Source organism: Pseudomonas donghuensis, assembly GCF_000259195.1.
GTDB classification, from domain to species: domain Bacteria; phylum Pseudomonadota; class Gammaproteobacteria; order Pseudomonadales; family Pseudomonadaceae; genus Aquipseudomonas; species Aquipseudomonas donghuensis.
The window spans coordinates 1-16,981 of sequence record NZ_JH650777.1; the positions used below are offsets into that span (position 1 = coordinate 1).

The window sequence follows — 16,981 nt, forward strand, 5'->3', positions numbered from 1 at the left end:
ACCGTGTGGGAGCGGGCTTGCCCCGCGATTAGGGAAGTGGCGAATCAGTGCGTGCGGGCGACGGCGAATTCGCTGAGTTCGACCAGTGCGTCGCGGTATTCGCTGGCTGGCAGCACGTCCAGGCAGGCGATGGCGCGGGCCACGTAGTCGCGGGCCAGTTTGGCGGTGTAGTCCAGGGAGCCTGAGGCTTCGACGGCCGCGCGGATGCTCTCGAGGTCTTCGATGCCGCCCTTCTGGATCGCCTGACGCACCAGCGCGGCCTGTTCGGCGGTGCCTTCGCGCATGGTGTAGATCAGCGGCAGGGTCGGCTTGCCTTCGGCCAGGTCGTCACCGACGTTCTTGCCCAGGGTCTGCGCATCGCCCTTGTAGTCGAGCAGGTCGTCGACCAGCTGGAAGGCCACGCCCAGGTGGTCACCGAAGGTGCGCAGGGCTTCGCTCTGTTCCTCGCTCGCCTGGGCCAGGGCCGCGGCGCTGTGGGTCGAGGCCTCGAACAGCATCGCGGTCTTGCCGCGGATGACGTCCATGTAGACTTCTTCGGTGGTGCTGGCGTCGCGCACCTTGGACAACTGCAGGACTTCGCCTTCGGCGATGACCCGGGTGGCCTTGGAGAGGATCTGCATGACCGGCATCGAGCCCAGTTCGACCATCATCTCGAACGAGCGCGAGTACAGGAAGTCACCGACCAGCACGCTTGGCGCGTTGCCCCACAGGGCGTTGGCGGTGGAGCGGCCACGGCGCATGCCGGACATGTCGACGACGTCGTCGTGCAGCAGGGTGGCGGTGTGCAGGAACTCGATGGTGGCGGCCAGCAGGCGCAGGTCGTCGCCTTCGCGGCCCAGGGCCTTGCCGCACAGCAGCACCAGCAGTGGACGCAGGCGCTTGCCGCCAGCCGAGGTAATGTAGTCGCCGATTTTCGATACCAGCGGTACACGCGAAGTCAGCTGTTTCTTGATAATCTCGTCAACGGCGCTGAAGTCGTCCGCTACCGCACGGTAGAAAGCTTGGGGTTGCATCGGCCACAGGTGCTCCATAAAGGTTGCGCGGCATGCTAGGTCGCGGGTCCCGGCGTGTCAAGGCGCGCTGCCCGCGGGCCGGGGGTGGGACTTGCAAGCAAAGCAGGGCTTGCGTACAATCGCGCACCCTGAACTTCCTGGGCAGCACCTGCCTTACGCAATTGCACTGGGCCGTTCCAGCCCTATGCAGCCATGCCAGCCAATACTCTTCCTATAAAGAGCTGGGTGAGCAGGATTATCGGAGAAATACCCATGTACGCAGTAATTGTTACCGGTGGCAAGCAGTACAAAGTCGCCGAAGGTGAATACCTGAAAATCGAAAAACTGGAAATCGCCACTGGCGAATCCGTGACTTTCGACCGCGTTCTGTTGGTTGCCAATGGCGACGACGTGAACATCGGCGCTCCAGTCGTTGCTGGTGCCAAAGTTGTTGCTGAAGTGATCTCCCAAGGTCGTCACGACAAAGTGCGCATCATCAAGTTCCGCCGCCGTAAGCACCACATGAAGCGTATGGGCCACCGCCAGTGGTTCACCGAAATCAAGATCACCGGTATTTCGGCTTAATCGCCTGAATCCATTTCTGGAGAATTGAACCATGGCACACAAAAAAGCTGGTGGTAGTACCCGTAACGGTCGCGACTCAGAAGCCAAACGCCTTGGCGTGAAGATGTATGGCGGCCAGGCTATCATTCCTGGCAACATCATCGTGCGTCAGCGCGGCACCCAATTCCACGCTGGCTACGGCGTTGGCATGGGCAAGGATCACACCCTGTTCGCCAAGATCGCGGGTAAGATCAAGTTCGAAGTAAAAGGCGCCTTCGGTCGTCGTTACGTGAGCGTTGTCGCCGAGTAATCGCGCGAACGCTGGAAAAGCCCTGTCTCGCGACGGGGCTTTTTCGTTTGTGGGGTGAGTCTCTTGCAAAGCTGTTTGTATGGGCTGCCGGCGTGGGTTGTTACTATCGTGACGGGGCCGCCGCGCTCACTTTTGCAAGAGCCTTATGTCTTTGTGTCACTCAGCTCGTCCAGCTGACGAGAGGCGGTTTTTATGAAGTTTGTTGACGAAGTATCGATCCGGGTCAAAGCCGGTGATGGCGGTAACGGTTGCATGAGCTTCCGCCGCGAGAAATTCATCGAGAACGGTGGCCCCAACGGCGGTGATGGTGGCGACGGCGGCTCGGTGTACATGGTTGCCGACGACAACCTCAACACCCTGGTCGACTACCGTTACACCCGTCACTTCGAGGCCCAGCGCGGCTCCAACGGCGGCAGCACCGACTGCACCGGCAAGAAGGGCGACGACCTGATCCTGCGCGTGCCGGTCGGCACCACGGTGATCGACTCCGCCACCCAGGAAGTCATCGGCGACCTGGTCAAGCCGGGCCAGAAGCTGATGGTGGTCCAGGGCGGCTGGCACGGCCTGGGCAACACCCGTTTCAAATCCAGTACCAACCGTGCGCCACGCCAGACCACTCCGGGCAAACCGGGTGAGCAGCGTGACCTGAAACTGGAAATGAAAGTACTGGCCGACGTCGGTCTGCTGGGCCTGCCGAACGCCGGCAAGAGTACTTTCATCCGCTCGGTATCGGCCGCCAAGCCGAAAGTCGCCGACTACCCGTTCACCACCCTGGTGCCGAACCTGGGTGTGGTCAGTGTCGACCGCTGGAAGAGCTTCGTCATCGCCGACATTCCCGGCCTGATCGAAGGTGCCTCCGACGGCGCCGGCCTGGGTATCCGCTTCCTCAAGCACCTGGCGCGTACCCGCCTGCTGCTGCACCTTGTCGACCTCGCGCCGCTGGATGAAAGCAGCAGCGCCGATGCCGCCGAAGTCATCGTCAACGAGCTGACCCGCTTCAGCCCGTCGCTGGCCGAGCGTGACCGCTGGCTGGTGCTGAACAAGACCGACATGCTGATGGACGACGAGCGTGACGAGCGGGTCAAGGAAGTGGTCGAGCGTCTGCAGTGGGAAGGCCCGGTCTACGTGATCTCGGCGATCTCCAAGCAGGGCACCGAGCAGCTCAGCCGCGACATCATGCGCTACCTCGAAGACCGCGCCGACCGCCTGGCCAACGATCCGGCCTACGCCGAAGAGCTGGCTGAGCTTGACCAGCGCATCGAAGACGAAGCCCGTGCTCAGTTGCAGGCCTTGGACGACGCCCGCGCCCTGCGCCGCAGCGGCGTCAAGAGCGTGCACGACATCGGCGACGACGATGACGATGATTGGGACGAGGACGACGAAGACGGCCCGGAAATCATTTACGTGCGCGACTGATTCGTTGCAGTACACTAAACGCCGCTCTCAGGAGCGGCGTTTTGGTATCTAAAGATCTGAATAGGTTGGAAGAAGATGCGGAGCAAGGTGACGGGTGCGCAGCGCTGGGTCGTGAAAATCGGCAGTGCCCTGCTGACAGCAGATGGCAAGGGCCTGGATCGCGCGGCCATGGGTGTCTGGGTCGAGCAGATGGTGGCGTTGCATGAGGCGGGTGTCGAGTTGGTGTTGGTGTCGTCCGGGGCGGTTGCCGCCGGGATGAGCCGTTTGGGCTGGACCAAGCGACCGAGTGCGATGAACGAGCTGCAGGCCGCGGCCTCGATCGGCCAGATGGGCCTGGTGCAGGCCTGGGAATCGAGCTTTGCCGAGCATGGCCGGCACACCGCGCAGATCCTCCTGACCCACGACGACCTGTCGGACCGCAAGCGCTACCTCAATGCCCGCAGCACCCTGCGCACCCTGGTGGAACTGGGTGTGGTGCCGGTGATCAACGAGAACGACACGGTGGTTACCGACGAGATCCGCTTCGGTGACAACGACACCCTGGCGGCGCTGGTGGCCAACCTGGTGGAGGCCGACCTGCTGGTGATCCTCACCGACCGCGACGGCATGTTCGATGCCGACCCGCGCAACAACCCTGATGCGCAGCTCATCTACGAAGCCCGTGCCGACGATCCGAGCCTCGATGCCGTGGCCGGTGGCACCGGTGGCGCCCTGGGCCGTGGCGGCATGCAGACCAAGCTGCGTGCCGCGCGCCTGGCAGCGCGTTCCGGTGCCCACACGATCATCGTCGGTGGCCGCCTGGAGCGCGTGCTCGACCGCCTCAAGGCGGGCGAACGCCTGGGCACCCTGCTGTCGCCTGAGCGCGGCATGCTCGCCGCGCGCAAGCAGTGGCTGGCTGGCCACCTGCAAACTCGCGGTACCCTGGTGCTCGACGATGGCGCAGTGAAGGCCCTGCGCAAGGACAACAAGAGCCTGTTGCCGGTCGGTGTGAAGACCGTGCAGGGCAGCTTCCGGCGTGGCGAGATGGTGGTCTGCGTTGGTCCGGATGGCCTCGAAGTCGCCCGCGGCCTTGCCAACTACAGCGCCCTGGAAGCACAAAAAATCATTGGCCAGCCGTCCGACGCGATCGAGGCCCTGCTGGGCTACATCGCCGAGCCGGAGCTGGTGCACCGCGACAACCTGATTCTGGTCTGAGGAAATACGTGTGTTCAAAGGGATGATTGCAGCGGCGCTGCTGGCGTTGCCGGTACTGGCGTCGGCCGAGGAGATTGGCCAGGTATCGACGGTGTTCAAGATCGTCGGGCCGAATGACCGCATCGTTGTCGAGGCGTTTGACGACCCGAAGGTCGAGGGCGTGACCTGCTACCTGTCGCGGGCCAAGACTGGCGGTCTGAAAGGCGGCCTGGGCCTGGCTGAAGACCGCGCCGAGGCGTCGATCGCCTGCCGTCAGGTCGGGCCGATTCGCTTCAAGGAGCAGCTCAAGGACGGTGACGAGGTGTTCAAGGAGCGTACCTCGCTGGTGTTCAAGACCATGCAGGTGGTGCGCTTTCTCGACAAGAAGCGCAATACCCTGGTCTATCTGGTGTACTCGGATCGTGTGATCGAAGGCAGTCCGCAGAACGCGGTAACGGCGATTCCGATCCTGCCGTGGGCTCAGTAAAACCGAGTTGAATGCATCGCTGGCAAGCCAGCTCCCACAAGGACCACCGTGATCCCTGTGGGAGCCGGCCTTGCCGGCGATGGGGCCTGAAAGGCCCCTGGAGAGGCCTCAAGCCGAAGCTTCTTCCTCTTCTACCCGCACCACCGCCTTCTCCACATCGCGGCGGCTGATGTACTTCCAGTCCGCCTCGTCGATGTAGATGCCGTTCGGCCCGCTGCCGCCTTCCAGGTCGATGGCGACATGCGCCGAGACCTGCGGCTTGACGCTCGCCAGAATCGGTACGAAGCCCAGCTGCAAGCTGGTTTCCAGCAGCGCTGCCTGGTTGCGTTCGTCGATGTCGGCCGCCTCGTCCAGGTAGTACGGCAGGCGCACGCGACCGGCCAGGTCGCGGTCCATCAGGTGCAGCAACAGGTACATGTTGGTCAGCGCCTTGATGGTCATGGTGGTGCCGTTGGACGCCGCACCGTCGATGTCGGTGTGGATCACCGGCTGGCCACCGACCTTGGTGATCTCGAAGGCCAGTTCGAACAGGTCCTTCAGGCCCAGCTGGTTGTGGTTGGCCGCCACCAGCCGCGCCAGGTACTCCTTGGCCTCTTCGTTCTTGTTGTCCTGCTCGGCGCTCTGGCTCAGGTCGAACACCGACAGGGTCTCGCCTTCCTCGTACTGGCCGGCGCTGTGGATGATCTGGTCGATGTGCTTGAGCGCTTCCTTGTTCGGCGCCAGGACGATGCGAAAGCTCTGCAGGTTGGACACCTGGCGCTTGTTGATCTCGCGGTTGAACAGCGCCAGCTGGTGCTCGAGGCTGTCGTAGTCGCTGCGGATGTTGCGCAGGGTCCGGGCGATATCGGTGACCGCGGCGCGGCGTGCCTTGCCCAGGGTCAGGGCTTCTTCGGTGCGGTGCGAGTAGGCGTTGATCAGCAGTTGCAGGCGGCGTTCCATGTCGTCTTCGCTGTCGAACTTGGCCACGCCCTTGAGGCGTACCTGGGCGTACAGCGCTTCGATCTGGCCATCGACCCGCAGCAGGCCCTGCCAGCTGTCCTGGTAGTCGTTGAGCAGCGGCAGCAGGTTGTCCATGCTGTCGTCGACCGGCTCCATGAACGGCGTGCCGAACGGCAGGTCGGCGGGCAGCAGCTGGCGACGGCGCAGGGCGTCGTCGAGCGTGCGCTGCTTGGCTTCCATGTCGGCGATCTGGCGGCCGACCAGTTGCAGCTTGGCCGACAGTTGCTGGACGCGTTCGGTGAAGGCGTCGCTGGAGCGCTTGAGCTCGTCCTGGGCGGCTTCCATCTGCGCCAGCTGTTCGAGCTTGTCGCCTTCTTCGGCGGACAGGGTCTCGCTGCGGCGGAAGTCTTCCAGGGCCTTCTGCGCATCCAGTACCTGCTGGTACAGGGCTTCGGTCTGGGTCTTGCTCGCGGCGCGGTCGGCGGCCACGGCCTGCTGGGTCTTGAGCTGCTTGAGCTCTTTCTCCAGGCGTTCCTTCTGGTCACGCAGGGCGGCGCGGTCGGCCAGGGCCTGCAGGGCAGGGGGCTCGATGTGCGAGAGGTCGATGGACAGGCCCGGGGCTTCGAAGCGCTCGCCCTTGAAGCCGTCGAGCACCGCTTCCAGGGATTTGACCCAGACATCGCTGTCGTCCAGCTCGATGCCGCGCTCGCCCAGCGGCAGACTGAACAGCGCGCCGTTGAACAGGCGCATCAGGCGCTCGACGTCCTGCTGCGAGAACTCTTCACGCAGGCGTGCATAACTGTTGTTGTCGGCATGATCGAGTTGCTGCTTGACCGACTTCAGGCGTTTTTCCAGCTCGCGCAGACGCTCTTCGAGGTCTTCGGCGCTGAACTGGCGCGACTGCGCCAGGGCGCCGGCGAGTTCGTCGTGGGCGTCCTTGGCGGCCAGCAGTTGCTGTTCCAGGACCTTGACGTCGTCGACCAGGGCGAAGCGGTGCTTGAGCACCGACAGCTCACCGAGCCAGCGTTGCACGCCAGTGATCTCGCGCTCCAGGCGCATCAGCTCCTGGGTGCCGCCACGCTGGTCGTTCTGCAGGCTGTCCTGTTCGTTTTTATAGTGCTCGGCCTGGATCACCAGTTCTTCTTTGCGCGCGCTGGCGTAGTCCTGCCAGGTGCCGAGCAGCGAGTCGAGCAGTGGCGACAGGCGATGCAGCTTGCCGCGCAGGATGTCGCGCTGGGCCACGCCGTTGGCCAGGGCCTCGACCAGCGGGCCGGCGGCGACCAGCGAGTTGTAGTCCTGCTCCATGCGCCGTACGTCGCGGAAGGCCTCTTCGCAGGCGGCGATGTAGTCGACGCTGCCCGAACGCAGGCTGTGCTCGAAGGCATCGAGGAACAGCTGCTTGAGCTTGGCTGCGGTGATCTCGCGCATGTGCAGCAGGTTGATGAACAGGGCGCGGAAGGTTTTCAGGCTCTGTTCGCTGGTGGAGCGCAGCGGGATCAGGGTCAGGTCCAGCGGGATCGAGGTGTGGCCGCCGACCAGCAACCGGCGCAGCTCGTCAGGCTTGAGCTCATAGGCTTTCAGGCCGTTGCGCTCGAGGTTGCTGAACAGCTCTTTCTGGCGCAGGCAGGTGTCGTTTTTCTGGTAGTGGGCCAGGTCCAGCTCGCCGGCATAGGCGAAGAACTGGTGACCGAAGCCACCCCCCGGGCCGCGGCCGACCACGCCGATTACGTGCGGGCCGTGGGGCAGGTTGACCTCGCAGAGGATGTAGCTGGTGTCGCTGGCAAAGTAGAAGCGCCGCGACTGCTCCAGGCTGTACTTGCCGAAGCTCATGTCGGACATGCGCGCCAGGATCGGGAACTGCAGGGCGTTGATCGAGGCACTCTTGCCCAGGTTGTTGGCACCGTAGACCGACAATGGGTGTTCCAGGGGGAACAGACCCAGGCTGTAGCCGGCGGTGTTGAGCAGTGCGAAGCGGCGAATGCCGTAGCGTTCCTGGCTCATGCGTCAATCTCCTGTTGCTCTTGCGCAATGGCTCGGGCCAAGGCGTCTTCTTCGCTTTCTTCGAACGGGCTGAGGTCGAGCGGGTCGTCGGTACGGTTGAGCTCTTCCGGGCTCTCTTCCTCGACCAGCACCGGCGTTGGCAGCGGCAGGGCGCTGTGCAGGCTGGCAGCCAGGTCGCGGTCCTGCTGGACCGACAGACAGACGTCGAGGAAGCGGTGCATCGGCGGCAGGAAGCGGTAGATGCCGTTCTCTTCGTGGGCAAAGCCGAGCTGGGTCATGCGGCGCATGATCTTCTCTTCCAGCTCGTCCGGGGTCTGCACTTCGGCCTGGATGAACAGGTCGCGGTACTTTTCCAGCAGCGAAGGCAGCTCGTCGCGGCCCAGGCTGCCACCGTCGAGAACCGACATTGGGTCGCGGCCCTGGTCGGCCAGGTGTTCGACCAGGATGAAGGTGAACAGCGACAGGCGCTGGGCGGTCTTGTTGACCTGGGCGGCGGCCAGGTCCGGGACGAAGTAGTAGAAACCGCGGGTGTCGCACACCAGTTCAAAGCCCAGGGCCTTGAACAGGCCACGGTACTGGTCCTGGAAGTTCGACAGTTGGGCGTACAGCTCCGGGTCGCGGCGGCTGATGTGGAAGCCCTTGAACAGCTCGCGGAAGATCGGTGCGAGCTGGGACAGTTCGGAAAGATCAAGATGCATGGGCGGGGCTCGCAGTTGGCTCAGGCGATGGTTCGCGGCTCGATGTCAGAGCGAAGGAACGCAGGCTGACCAGGTGTTCGCGGGTGGTGTATTGGCGGCGCTCGAGGCGCTCGCGGGCAAAGCGTTTTTCCCGCGACAGGCGCGAGAACCAGTACAGCAGCTCGTCGGTGGCGCCTTCGGGCTCCTGGTCGAGCAGCCAGACCATCAGGTCCGGCAGCGGCAGGGCGTCTTCGCAGCGTTCGAGCATTTCCTTGACCGTGCGCGGTGCGCGCGGGGCGTCGCCCTTGTGGCTTTTGTGGGCCTTGGGGAACTGCGCAGGCTTGGGCTCGAAACGGGCCAGGGCATAGACGTAGGCTTCGACCTGGCTGGCGCTGCCGAGGAAGGTGCTCTGCGGGCGGGTGAACAGCGGCATGGCGGCTTGCGGCACGGCGTCCAGGCCCTTGCGGCGGATCACCGACAGGGCCAGGGCGGCGCCACGGGTCACGGCGTTGTGGCGGCGCGCTTCTTCACGCAGCGGCAGCAGCAGTTCGCGGGCATGGCGCAGGGTCAACTGGGCGCTGGTCTGCATCTCGAGGATGCGCGCATGGGTACGCAGGAGCATATCGTCGTCGACCAGATGGCCGAGGCGCGCCTGCTCGCCGAGCAAGCGCAGCAGCACGGTCTCGACCTTGCGCACGCCTTGCTCGAAGGCGCCGTCGGCGTTGACCAGCTGGATCATCGGTTCGACATATTCGTCCCAGGTCGCCAGGACTTCGGCGTAACGCTGGCGCAGGGGGATCTGCCGGTCACTGGTCTTGGCCCGTTCGGCCACGGCGACCAACGCCTGTTCGTCGTTGTCGAGCTTCTTCAGGACGTCGCGCACGCGCATGTCGAGCAGGCGCAGCTGGCGCGCCAGGTCGTTGCCGTCGCGAATCTCGAAGGCGTCCTGGATATGCCCGGCCAGGCGCTCGAGGTGGCGCAGGTAGGCTTCGATCTCCAGGCACAGGCCCAGGCGGTGCTCACGGCGCAGGTAGGCAAGAAAGTCATGGATCTGGGCGTTGAGCTCGAAACGGTTCGGGCTTTTGGCCACCGGCACCAGGATATCCAGGCGGATCCACACGTCGAGCAGGCTGGTGATGTCCTGGGGGGTACTCTCCAACTGCTGGGTGGCCAGTTGCTGGCGCAGTTCGGCCAGGCTCAGGGTGCCCCCGTCGAAGCGCTCGCACAACGGCTCGAGCAGGGCCCAGTGTTCGGCTAGGGCGCGCAGGACGCGCTTGGGTTCGATCATTGGCGGGTCGACTCGTTGCCAAATAAAAGCGCCGATTGTACTGCATCAGACGCCTGTCGATTCACCCCCTGATCGCTTGATCCTGCTGTCGAGCGGTTTTCTGCCGATCAACAGCGGCGCCAAACGGCGAACAACGTTAGAATATCGCCCCTGACTTATCCACAGATGGCCGATCCTTCTTGTTAATCGAGTCCCGCCGCCGCGCTTACCTCAACGCCATGCAAGTGGTGCACTGGCTGCCGCGTGCCGAACTGCCGTTCGCTGCACCGTCGCGCCCGGAGCTGTTGTTGCCGGTGGCGGCGCTGGAGGAACCGGCGTTCGAGCCGCAGGAGCAGGCGCCTGTTGCCGCTGCCGTAGCAGCGAGCGCGGCGGTAGCACGCACCGTTGAGCGACCGAAGATCGAGATCCCGCGCCCGGGCAGCATGCCGAAAGTGGCGGCCAAAGCAGTGGAAGAGGCCGAGAAGGCGCCAGTGCCGGCCAGGCCGGCCCCGGTGCCGCCTCCACGCTTTGCCCTGCAACTGCTGCGCGCCGGCAATTGCCTGCTGCTGGTGGAGCTTGCCACCGGCGAGCCATTCCAGAGCCGCGACCCCTCCTATCTGTTGCTCAAGGACATGCTGCGCGCCGCCGGCCTGCCGGACAGCCCGCAGATCATCGGCGAGCCGGTGCGCTGGCCGTTGCTGGTGCGCGGCAACCTCGATCAGGGGCCGCAGGCGGCGACCGATTTCGTCCAGGGCTTTATCCAGGCCCGGCTTGAAGAAGCGCCGTGCGTCTGCCTGTGGCTGATCGGCCTGCCTGCCGTGCGTTTTGCCGGCGAGGCCGACGCCGATGCTTATTACCGCGAGTTGCCGGTTGAAGGGCTGGGCGCTGCCTGGGCCTTGCCGGGGCTCGAACTGTTGATGGACGAGCCGCAGCGCAAGGCGCACGTCTGGCAAGCCATGCGCCGGCTGATGGCGCGCTGGAAACCAAGTGATGAGTGACTCGATCAGCTTCCGCCGGATGACCGAGGCGGATCTGGATGCCGTACTGAAGATCGAATACGCCGCCTTCAGCCACCCCTGGACCCGCGGGATCTTCCTCGACGGTCTCAAGTCCTATGAAATCTGGCTGATGTTCGAAGGCGAGCAGCAGGTCGGCCATGGCGTGATCAACGTGATCATCGACGAGGCGCACCTGCTCAATATCACCGTCAAGCCGGAAAGCCAGGGTCGCGGCCTGGGCCTGCGCCTGCTGGAGGAGCTGATGAGGCGCGCCTATGCGCTCAACGGTCGTGAGTGTTTCCTCGAAGTGCGTGCCAGCAACCAGTCGGCCTATCGCCTGTACGAGCGCTACGGCTTCAATGAAATCGGCCGCCGGCGTGATTACTACCCGGTTGCTGGCGGTCGCGAAGACGCCCTGGTCATGGCCTGCACCCTGTTCGAGTAAGGGGTCAGCGCTCCGGCTTGCCGTCCAGCGGGTCGCGGCGGGCCAGCTCTGCTTCATCCAGGCCTTTGCCGCCGCCGATGTCACCTTGGTCGACTACGCTCAGGTCCCAGTCCGCAGGGTGATTTGCTCCCGGCTCGTTGGCGGAGCGGGCGCCGTCTTCGGGGATCAGGGTTTCCGGCTCGAGGTCGTCGTCGGTTGGGTCGAAACCGACATCAACGTTGGGGGTATCCTCGTCAAAGTGCAATTCTTCAACCGAGCCCATGGGGTCTTCGTCTTCATCGCTCGGGGCGGGCTGCGGGGCGTGAAGCGGGCGGTGTTTCTGGCTCATGGTCGATCCTCCTGCAGAGGGGCCTAAACGGTTGACCTGCCGTTTGCCGGAAGATTCAAAGGCGTGACCTGAACAGGCCAGCGCCTGTCACAGGATGGGCATCAACCATGAGGCTTGAACATGCACGATCTACAAGAACTGATTGATAACAACGCGCGCTGGGCCGATGCGATCAAGCAGGAAGATCCGGATTTCTTCGCCAAGCTGGCGCGTCAGCAGACACCGGAGTTCCTCTGGATCGGGTGTTCGGACGCCCGGGTACCGGCCAACGAGATCGTCGGCATGCTGCCGGGCGACCTGTTCGTTCACCGCAACGTTGCCAACGTGGTGCTGCACACTGACCTGAACTGCCTGTCGGTGATCCAGTACGCGGTGGACGTGCTCAAGGTCAAGCACATCCTGGTCACCGGCCATTACGGTTGCGGCGGGGTGCGGGCATCCATGCAGGATCGTCAGCTGGGCCTGATTGATGGCTGGCTGCGTTCGATTCGCGACCTGTACTACGAAAACCGCGTGGAACTGGCCAAGCTGCCGACCGAGGAAGAGCGGGTGGACCGCCTGTGCGAGCTGAACGTGATCCAGCAGGTGGCCAATGTCGGCCATACCACTATCGTTCAGAATGCCTGGCACCGCGGGCAGAGCCTGTCGGTGCATGGCTGCATCTATGGCATCAAGGATGGGCGCTGGAAGAGCTTGAACGCGACTATCAGTGGCCTGGACCAGCTGCCGCCGCAGTACCGGTTGCGTCCGCAGGACTGAGCCTATCGCGGGGCGGCCAATCGCTGGCAAGCCAGCTCCCACAGGATCTGTATGAACCGGTCCATGTGGGAGCGGGCTTGCCCCGCGATGGATACCCCTCAAGCTTTCTGCAAATCACGCAACGTGCGCGTCACCTCCCCAGTATTGCACTTGGCACTGGCCTGCTCCGGGGTCATGTTGCGAATCGTGCGGAAATACAGCTCGCACGTCTGCTTCTTCGCTGTCACCTGCCACTTCTGCGTACAGGCACCCAGGGTGGCCTTGGCATCCGCCGCCGGGTTGCGGCCCATGCCCGACTGCCAGCAGGCGGCGCTCAAGTCTTGGCCCATCATCTTCAGCCCGGCCTGATCGGCTTTGTCCTGGTCGCCGTCATAGTTGGTTTTATCCGCCGCATACCAGATCGCGCTCGGGTGGTTGGCACCCAGCACCGACACCTTTTGCCCGGGCGTCGGGCTGATGGTCGCCAGGCCCAGAACGTAGAGCTTGGGCCCATACTGCTGCTCGATCCAGCTGCGCACCGGCGAACCGAAGGCAACCATTGGCAAGGATGCGCCATTGCCGGTTCGGGTCACCTCCTTGACCATCTGCACCTGATAGTCCTTGAAGTAGCCATACACGCCTTCAAGGTCTTTGCCGGCGCTGGCTGGCGCCGCGATCGGGGCGATGTCGACGATGGTCTGGTAGGCCGGGGTTTGTTCCGCGGGGATGCCGTTGAAGGTCAGCAGCGTGGCCCAGCGGTCGGTAGTGTTGGAGCGCAGGTAGTCCTGGGCCTGGGTCAGCGAGTAGTCCGGCGGGAAGTGCAAGAGCTGAATGCTGCGGCGATTTTCCAGGGCCATGCCGAGCGGCAGGAACAGGTTCCAGCTGTAGGCCCATTTGCCTTCGCGGTTGAGCTGGTTAGCGCCTTGATAGGCCAGATCGCCGGTAGTGAGCAGCGCTTGCAGGGGTTTGCTGTAGTCGCTTGGCACACCCTGGATGTCAGCATGCAGTTTGTCGTTGTCGCGATTGACCTTCACGGTCGCGGTGGCGTAACCGTCGCGCTGCACGCTCTGGGTCAGGTAGTGCTCTACTGTTCGTTCCAGGCTCCAGTCACGAAAGCAGATGACATTGCAGTTGTTGGGGTAGGCAAACAGCCGGGTCACGCGTTCCTGGCTGCCCAGGTCGATACGGGTGTCAGCCAGGGCGGCGCTGCTCAAGGTCAGGGCGGCCAGGGCAAAGGTCAATGGAGCAGTCTTGTGCATGATTAACTCCTTGTCAGTTTCTCCCTGCAGTCGGGAGGCTTACCATACTGGAGGAATTTCCCGGGGGTTGGGAAGGGGGGCAAGCTGATGAATCCGTGGCGTAAGGCTGGTATTGGTGCAGGACTTTTGCTGACAGTGCTGGGCACTGCGCAGGCCGAGGAGCGTGACCTGCATCTGTTTGCCCAGTGGGCGGGCGATCATCAGACCCGGCCCTTTCGCCAGATGCTGGTGGATGCGCGCCTGTATGGGGTGGTGCCAATCCACCAACTGCTGCGCTCGGCCAGTGACTGGCGTCTGTGCAAGGCCGAGCCGTTTGCGGTGGCGCCAGCGGTGCAGTGGCCGGCGGTGCGTTCGACCTTGCAGTTGCTCAAGACCCTGAACGATCAGGGCGTGCTCAAACGCTATGAAGTGGTGTCGGCCTACCGCAACCCAGTGCTCAACCGCTGCGCTGGCGGCGCCGTGGCCAGCGCCCATACCCGCGCCTTTGCGGTCGACTTGCTGTTGCCGGGCTGGGCCGACCCGGCGCCGCTGTGCCGCTTCTGGCAGGCCCACGGCAAGGGCTGGAACATGGGCCTGGGGCGATACCCATCGGGGCGCATTCACATCGACACGGCAGGCTACCGCACCTGGGGGAGCGACTTCAGCAGCGGTTCCTCCTTCTGTGCCCCGGCGATGGCCGGCAAGGCTCAGGCCAGGTGAGCCAGGCAAGCGTGTGATTGCTCGATCACCCATTCGGCGAAGCAGCGGCTTTTGTCATCGTCAAGAATCGCCTGGGGGCTGAGCAGGTAGTAGGCTGATTGATCCTGAATGAAGCCGCGTGGCGCCTGCAGTTGGCCGCTGTCGATTTCGTCCTGGACCATCAAGCGCGAAGCCATGGCTACGCCCAGCCCGGCCGCCGCCGCCTGGATGCACAGGTAAAAGTGCTCGTAATCGGCGCGGCTGCTGCCCTTGGCCGATTCGCCGCTTCGGCGCAGCCAGGTAGCCCAGGCATTGGGCCGCGAAGCACTGTGCAGCAGGCGTTGGCCGGCCAGGCCTGGTTCGGGCAGGGCATGGCCGGCACTGCACACCGGCCCGACCCATTCGTCGCAGATCTTCAGTGCATGCAGGTTGGCATCCCAGCGAAAATCATCGCGGCGCAGGGCCAGGTCGACACCGCTGCGGGCAAAGTCGATCGGCCCGCCGGCCGCCACCAGGTGCAGGTGGATATCCGGGTGGGCGGCATGAAAGGCCGGTAACCGGGGGATCAGCCAGCGCATGGCGATGGTCGGCTCGCACGACAGCACCAGCACGTTCTCCCGCGCCTGTTGCTGCAGGCGGTACACCGCGCCCTCCAGCTGTTCGAACACCGACAGGGTGGTGCCGTGAAGGGCGCGCCCGGCGGCGGTGAGAAAGATCGCCCGGTTGCGCCGCTCGAACAGTTGCACCCCCAGCGACTCTTCCAGCAGGCGTACCTGCCGGCTCACGGCGCCGTGGGTGACATTGAGCAGCTCGGCAGCGCGCACGAAGCTCTGGGTTTGTGCGGCGACGTCGAAATAGCGAAAGGCAGAAAGCGCGGGCAGCTTCATATCTGTGAGAAAAACTAGCGGATTTCACTCACTATAAATCGCTTTTTGCCTTGCCAGAAGCTTTCGATAATGGCCGCGCGCAGACGTATCTGTGCATTGGCCTAGCAGATCGAGGAGCTTTACGTGAATGAAATCATCGCCGTTGCCCTGTTCACCGTGTTAGCGGTGATCAGCCCGGGCGCCGACTTTGCCATGGTGACCCGCAGCAGTTACGCCTTCGGCCGGCGTGCGGGCCTGGCTGCGGCCCTGGGCATTGCCCTGGGGGTGCAGGTGCATGTGCTGTACACCGTGTTGGGCATTGCGGTGATCATCAGCCAGAGTCCGGCGCTGTTTCTGGCCATGAAGGTGCTGGGGACGGGGTACCTGATTTATCTTGGCTACAAGTCGCTGACCAACACCACACGGATTTCCCTGGACGGTACCAGCGCCCGTCAGCTCGGGGTGCTGGTGGCTTTGCGCTCGGGCTTTCTGACCAATGCCCTGAACCCCAAGACCATGCTCTTTGTGGTCAGCGCCTACACCCAGGTGGTGCAACCGGGCAGCTCGCTGGCGATCAACTTCGGCTATGGCGCGTTCATGTCGTTCGCCCATTGGCTGTGGTTCAGCCTGGTGGCGGTATTCTTCTCGAGCGCGGTATTGCGCCGGGCCATGCTTGAGCGCCAGCGCCTGGTCGATCGGGTGATTGGCGTGGCCTTGATCGGCCTGGGGGTGGCAGTGGTGTTTGCCAATGTACGTTAAGCGGGCGGGGTAAAAATCGCAGGCAAGAAAAAAGGGCTTACCTTGCGGTAAGCCCTTTTTAGTACTTGGTGGCTACACAGGGACTTGAACCCCGGACCCCAGCATTATGAATGCTATGCTCTAACCAACTGAGCTATGTAGCCAAGTGGCGCGCATTATTCGCCTGAAACAGATTTGTGTCAACACTCTTTTTCAAAAAAATTAACGCGCGATCAACTGCTTAGCCATTTATGGGCTCGGCACGATGATCCATTGCCCGGCCAGGCTGCTTACGCTCAGGTTCTGATTGCGGGCCAGAGCATTGATTGCGCTGCTGGCCTGGTCGAGGTTGAAGCTGCCGCTGACCGGGCGCTGACCGAGCTGTTCGTCGATGTACAACAGGCGGCCGCCCTGGTATTCGGCAAGCTGTTCCAGCACCTGGCGCAGCGGCACGTCGCGTACCCGCAGTTGGCCCTCGCGCCAGGCCAGCCGGCGTTCGGCATCGACCTTCTCGACCTGGTCCAGGCGGCTGCCGTTCAGGGTCACGCGCTCACCGGGGGCGAGCATGCGTTTGTCGCCGCCGATGCTGACCTCGACCTTGCCTTTGAGCAGCACCACTTCGTCATGATCGCGGCCGCGGCTGACGGAGAAGCGCGTACCCAGCACCTGCACCTGCGCCTGATCGATGTTGACGACAAAAGGCCGGCCATCGTGGGTCACTTCAATGAACACCTGCCCTTGCACCAGGCGCAGCGTACGCACAGGCCCACGCAGGTCGACATCTACGGCGCTGGCGCTGTCGAGGGTCAGCCGCGAGCCATCGGCCAGCTGGATCTGCCGGCGTTCGCCAACGGCGGTGGCGACATCGCTGTTCAGGCGCTGCAGCAATGGCAGTTGCAGCATCACCAGGGCGCTGATCAGCAAGAGGCTGGCCGCCACTGCCCAAACGCCCCAGGAGCGTGGCGCCACGCGGCGTTCGATCTTGTGCAGGCGGCGCGCCGGCAGTTCCAGTTGGTTTGGCGATGGGGTCATGGCAGGTCAGCGGGCATGGCGTATGCAGGCCTCGGATAGGCGGGCAGTGGGGTCGGTGAAAGCGCACTGATTC

Annotated in this window: 18 protein-coding genes and 1 tRNA gene; 10 read left to right on the top strand and 9 right to left on the bottom strand. The window is 63.7% G+C overall.

Going from position 1 to position 16,981, the window contains the following annotated elements; translation table 11 throughout:
• Positions 1-44: 44 nt before the first annotated feature.
• On the bottom strand, positions 45-1,013 hold the full coding sequence (locus tag UW3_RS0121990) for a polyprenyl synthetase family protein (RefSeq protein ID WP_010225693.1): 969 nt from the start codon (positions 1,011-1,013) through the stop codon (positions 45-47).
• 252 nt (positions 1,014-1,265) lie between these two features.
• Between UW3_RS0121990 and rplU the strand changes: the two genes are divergently transcribed.
• From rplU to UW3_RS0122015, 5 genes are all read left to right on the top strand, one after another.
• Entirely contained in the window at positions 1,266-1,577 is a 312-nt protein-coding gene (gene rplU, locus UW3_RS0121995) for a 50S ribosomal protein L21 (protein WP_010225695.1), read from the top strand.
• A 31-nt stretch (positions 1,578-1,608) separates the two neighbouring features.
• Positions 1,609-1,866, top strand: coding sequence for a 50S ribosomal protein L27 (rpmA, locus tag UW3_RS0122000; RefSeq protein ID WP_010225698.1), 258 nt, complete (start codon positions 1,609-1,611; stop codon positions 1,864-1,866).
• Positions 1,867-2,058: 192 nt separating this feature from the next.
• The gene (cgtA, locus tag UW3_RS0122005; protein WP_010225700.1) at positions 2,059-3,282 is read left to right on the top strand and encodes an Obg family GTPase CgtA; all 1,224 of its coding nucleotides are present in this window, start codon (positions 2,059-2,061) and stop codon (positions 3,280-3,282) included.
• 75 nt (positions 3,283-3,357) lie between these two features.
• The gene (proB, locus tag UW3_RS0122010; RefSeq protein WP_010225702.1) at positions 3,358-4,476 is read left to right on the top strand and encodes a glutamate 5-kinase; all 1,119 of its coding nucleotides are present in this window, start codon (positions 3,358-3,360) and stop codon (positions 4,474-4,476) included.
• A gap of 22 nt (positions 4,477-4,498) precedes the next feature.
• Positions 4,499-4,942, top strand: coding sequence for a CreA family protein (locus UW3_RS0122015; protein WP_162471134.1), 444 nt, complete (start codon positions 4,499-4,501; stop codon positions 4,940-4,942).
• Between the two features lie 108 nt (positions 4,943-5,050).
• On the opposite strand, the gene mksF is transcribed toward UW3_RS0122015, so the two are convergent.
• From mksF to mksB, 3 genes are read right to left on the bottom strand one after another with little or no spacing between them, the layout of a single operon-like run.
• Positions 5,051-7,882 (bottom strand): Mks condensin complex protein MksF, encoded by a 2,832-nt coding sequence (gene mksF, locus UW3_RS0122020; RefSeq protein WP_010225706.1) that lies wholly within the window; start codon positions 7,880-7,882, stop codon positions 5,051-5,053.
• Positions 7,879-8,580 carry an Mks condensin complex protein MksE gene (mksE, locus tag UW3_RS0122025; protein WP_010225708.1) on the bottom strand — a complete coding sequence of 234 codons (702 nt, stop codon included), beginning with the start codon at positions 8,578-8,580 and terminating at the stop codon, positions 7,879-7,881. The genes mksF and mksE overlap by 4 nt, the downstream gene beginning before the upstream one ends.
• Positions 8,570-9,847 (bottom strand): Mks condensin complex protein MksB, encoded by a 1,278-nt coding sequence (gene mksB, locus UW3_RS0122030; RefSeq protein ID WP_010225709.1) that lies wholly within the window; start codon positions 9,845-9,847, stop codon positions 8,570-8,572. The genes mksE and mksB overlap by 11 nt, the downstream gene beginning before the upstream one ends.
• A gap of 179 nt (positions 9,848-10,026) precedes the next feature.
• Here mksB and UW3_RS0122035 point away from each other — a divergent pair, with 179 nt between their 5' ends.
• Entirely contained in the window at positions 10,027-10,824 is a 798-nt protein-coding gene (locus UW3_RS0122035) for a hypothetical protein (RefSeq protein ID WP_010225710.1), read from the top strand.
• Positions 10,817-11,269, top strand: coding sequence for a ribosomal protein S18-alanine N-acetyltransferase (gene rimI / locus UW3_RS0122040; protein WP_010225711.1), 453 nt, complete (start codon positions 10,817-10,819; stop codon positions 11,267-11,269). The genes UW3_RS0122035 and rimI overlap by 8 nt, the downstream gene beginning before the upstream one ends.
• A 4-nt stretch (positions 11,270-11,273) precedes the next feature.
• Here the strand turns inward: rimI and UW3_RS0122045 are convergent, their stop codons facing one another.
• Positions 11,274-11,597, bottom strand: coding sequence for a hypothetical protein (locus UW3_RS0122045; protein ID WP_010225712.1), 324 nt, complete (start codon positions 11,595-11,597; stop codon positions 11,274-11,276).
• Between the two features lie 120 nt (positions 11,598-11,717).
• On the opposite strand from UW3_RS0122045, the gene can reads away from it, so the two are divergent.
• The gene (can, locus tag UW3_RS0122050; RefSeq protein ID WP_010225713.1) at positions 11,718-12,356 is read left to right on the top strand and encodes a carbonate dehydratase; all 639 of its coding nucleotides are present in this window, start codon (positions 11,718-11,720) and stop codon (positions 12,354-12,356) included.
• Between the two features lie 98 nt (positions 12,357-12,454).
• Here the strand turns inward: can and UW3_RS0122055 are convergent, their stop codons facing one another.
• Positions 12,455-13,594, bottom strand: coding sequence for a hypothetical protein (locus tag UW3_RS0122055; protein WP_010225714.1), 1,140 nt, complete (start codon positions 13,592-13,594; stop codon positions 12,455-12,457).
• An 87-nt stretch (positions 13,595-13,681) separates the two neighbouring features.
• Here UW3_RS0122055 and UW3_RS0122060 point away from each other — a divergent pair, with 87 nt between their 5' ends.
• The gene (locus tag UW3_RS0122060) at positions 13,682-14,293 is read left to right on the top strand and encodes a YcbK family protein (protein WP_026001465.1); all 612 of its coding nucleotides are present in this window, start codon (positions 13,682-13,684) and stop codon (positions 14,291-14,293) included.
• On the opposite strand, the gene UW3_RS0122065 is transcribed toward UW3_RS0122060, so the two are convergent.
• The gene (locus UW3_RS0122065) at positions 14,281-15,159 is read right to left on the bottom strand and encodes a LysR substrate-binding domain-containing protein (RefSeq protein ID WP_010225716.1); all 879 of its coding nucleotides are present in this window, start codon (positions 15,157-15,159) and stop codon (positions 14,281-14,283) included. The genes UW3_RS0122060 and UW3_RS0122065 overlap by 13 nt on opposite strands.
• A gap of 123 nt (positions 15,160-15,282) precedes the next feature.
• Here UW3_RS0122065 and UW3_RS0122070 point away from each other — a divergent pair, with 123 nt between their 5' ends.
• Positions 15,283-15,897 carry a LysE family translocator gene (locus tag UW3_RS0122070; RefSeq protein WP_010225718.1) on the top strand — a complete coding sequence of 205 codons (615 nt, stop codon included), beginning with the start codon at positions 15,283-15,285 and terminating at the stop codon, positions 15,895-15,897.
• Between the two features lie 66 nt (positions 15,898-15,963).
• Here UW3_RS0122070 and UW3_RS0122075 read toward each other — a convergent pair.
• Positions 15,964-16,040, bottom strand: a tRNA-Met gene (locus UW3_RS0122075).
• 85 nt (positions 16,041-16,125) lie between these two features.
• On the bottom strand, positions 16,126-16,908 hold the full coding sequence (locus UW3_RS27500) for a FecR family protein (protein WP_010225720.1): 783 nt from the start codon (positions 16,906-16,908) through the stop codon (positions 16,126-16,128).
• Positions 16,909-16,981: the final 73 nt, after the last annotated feature.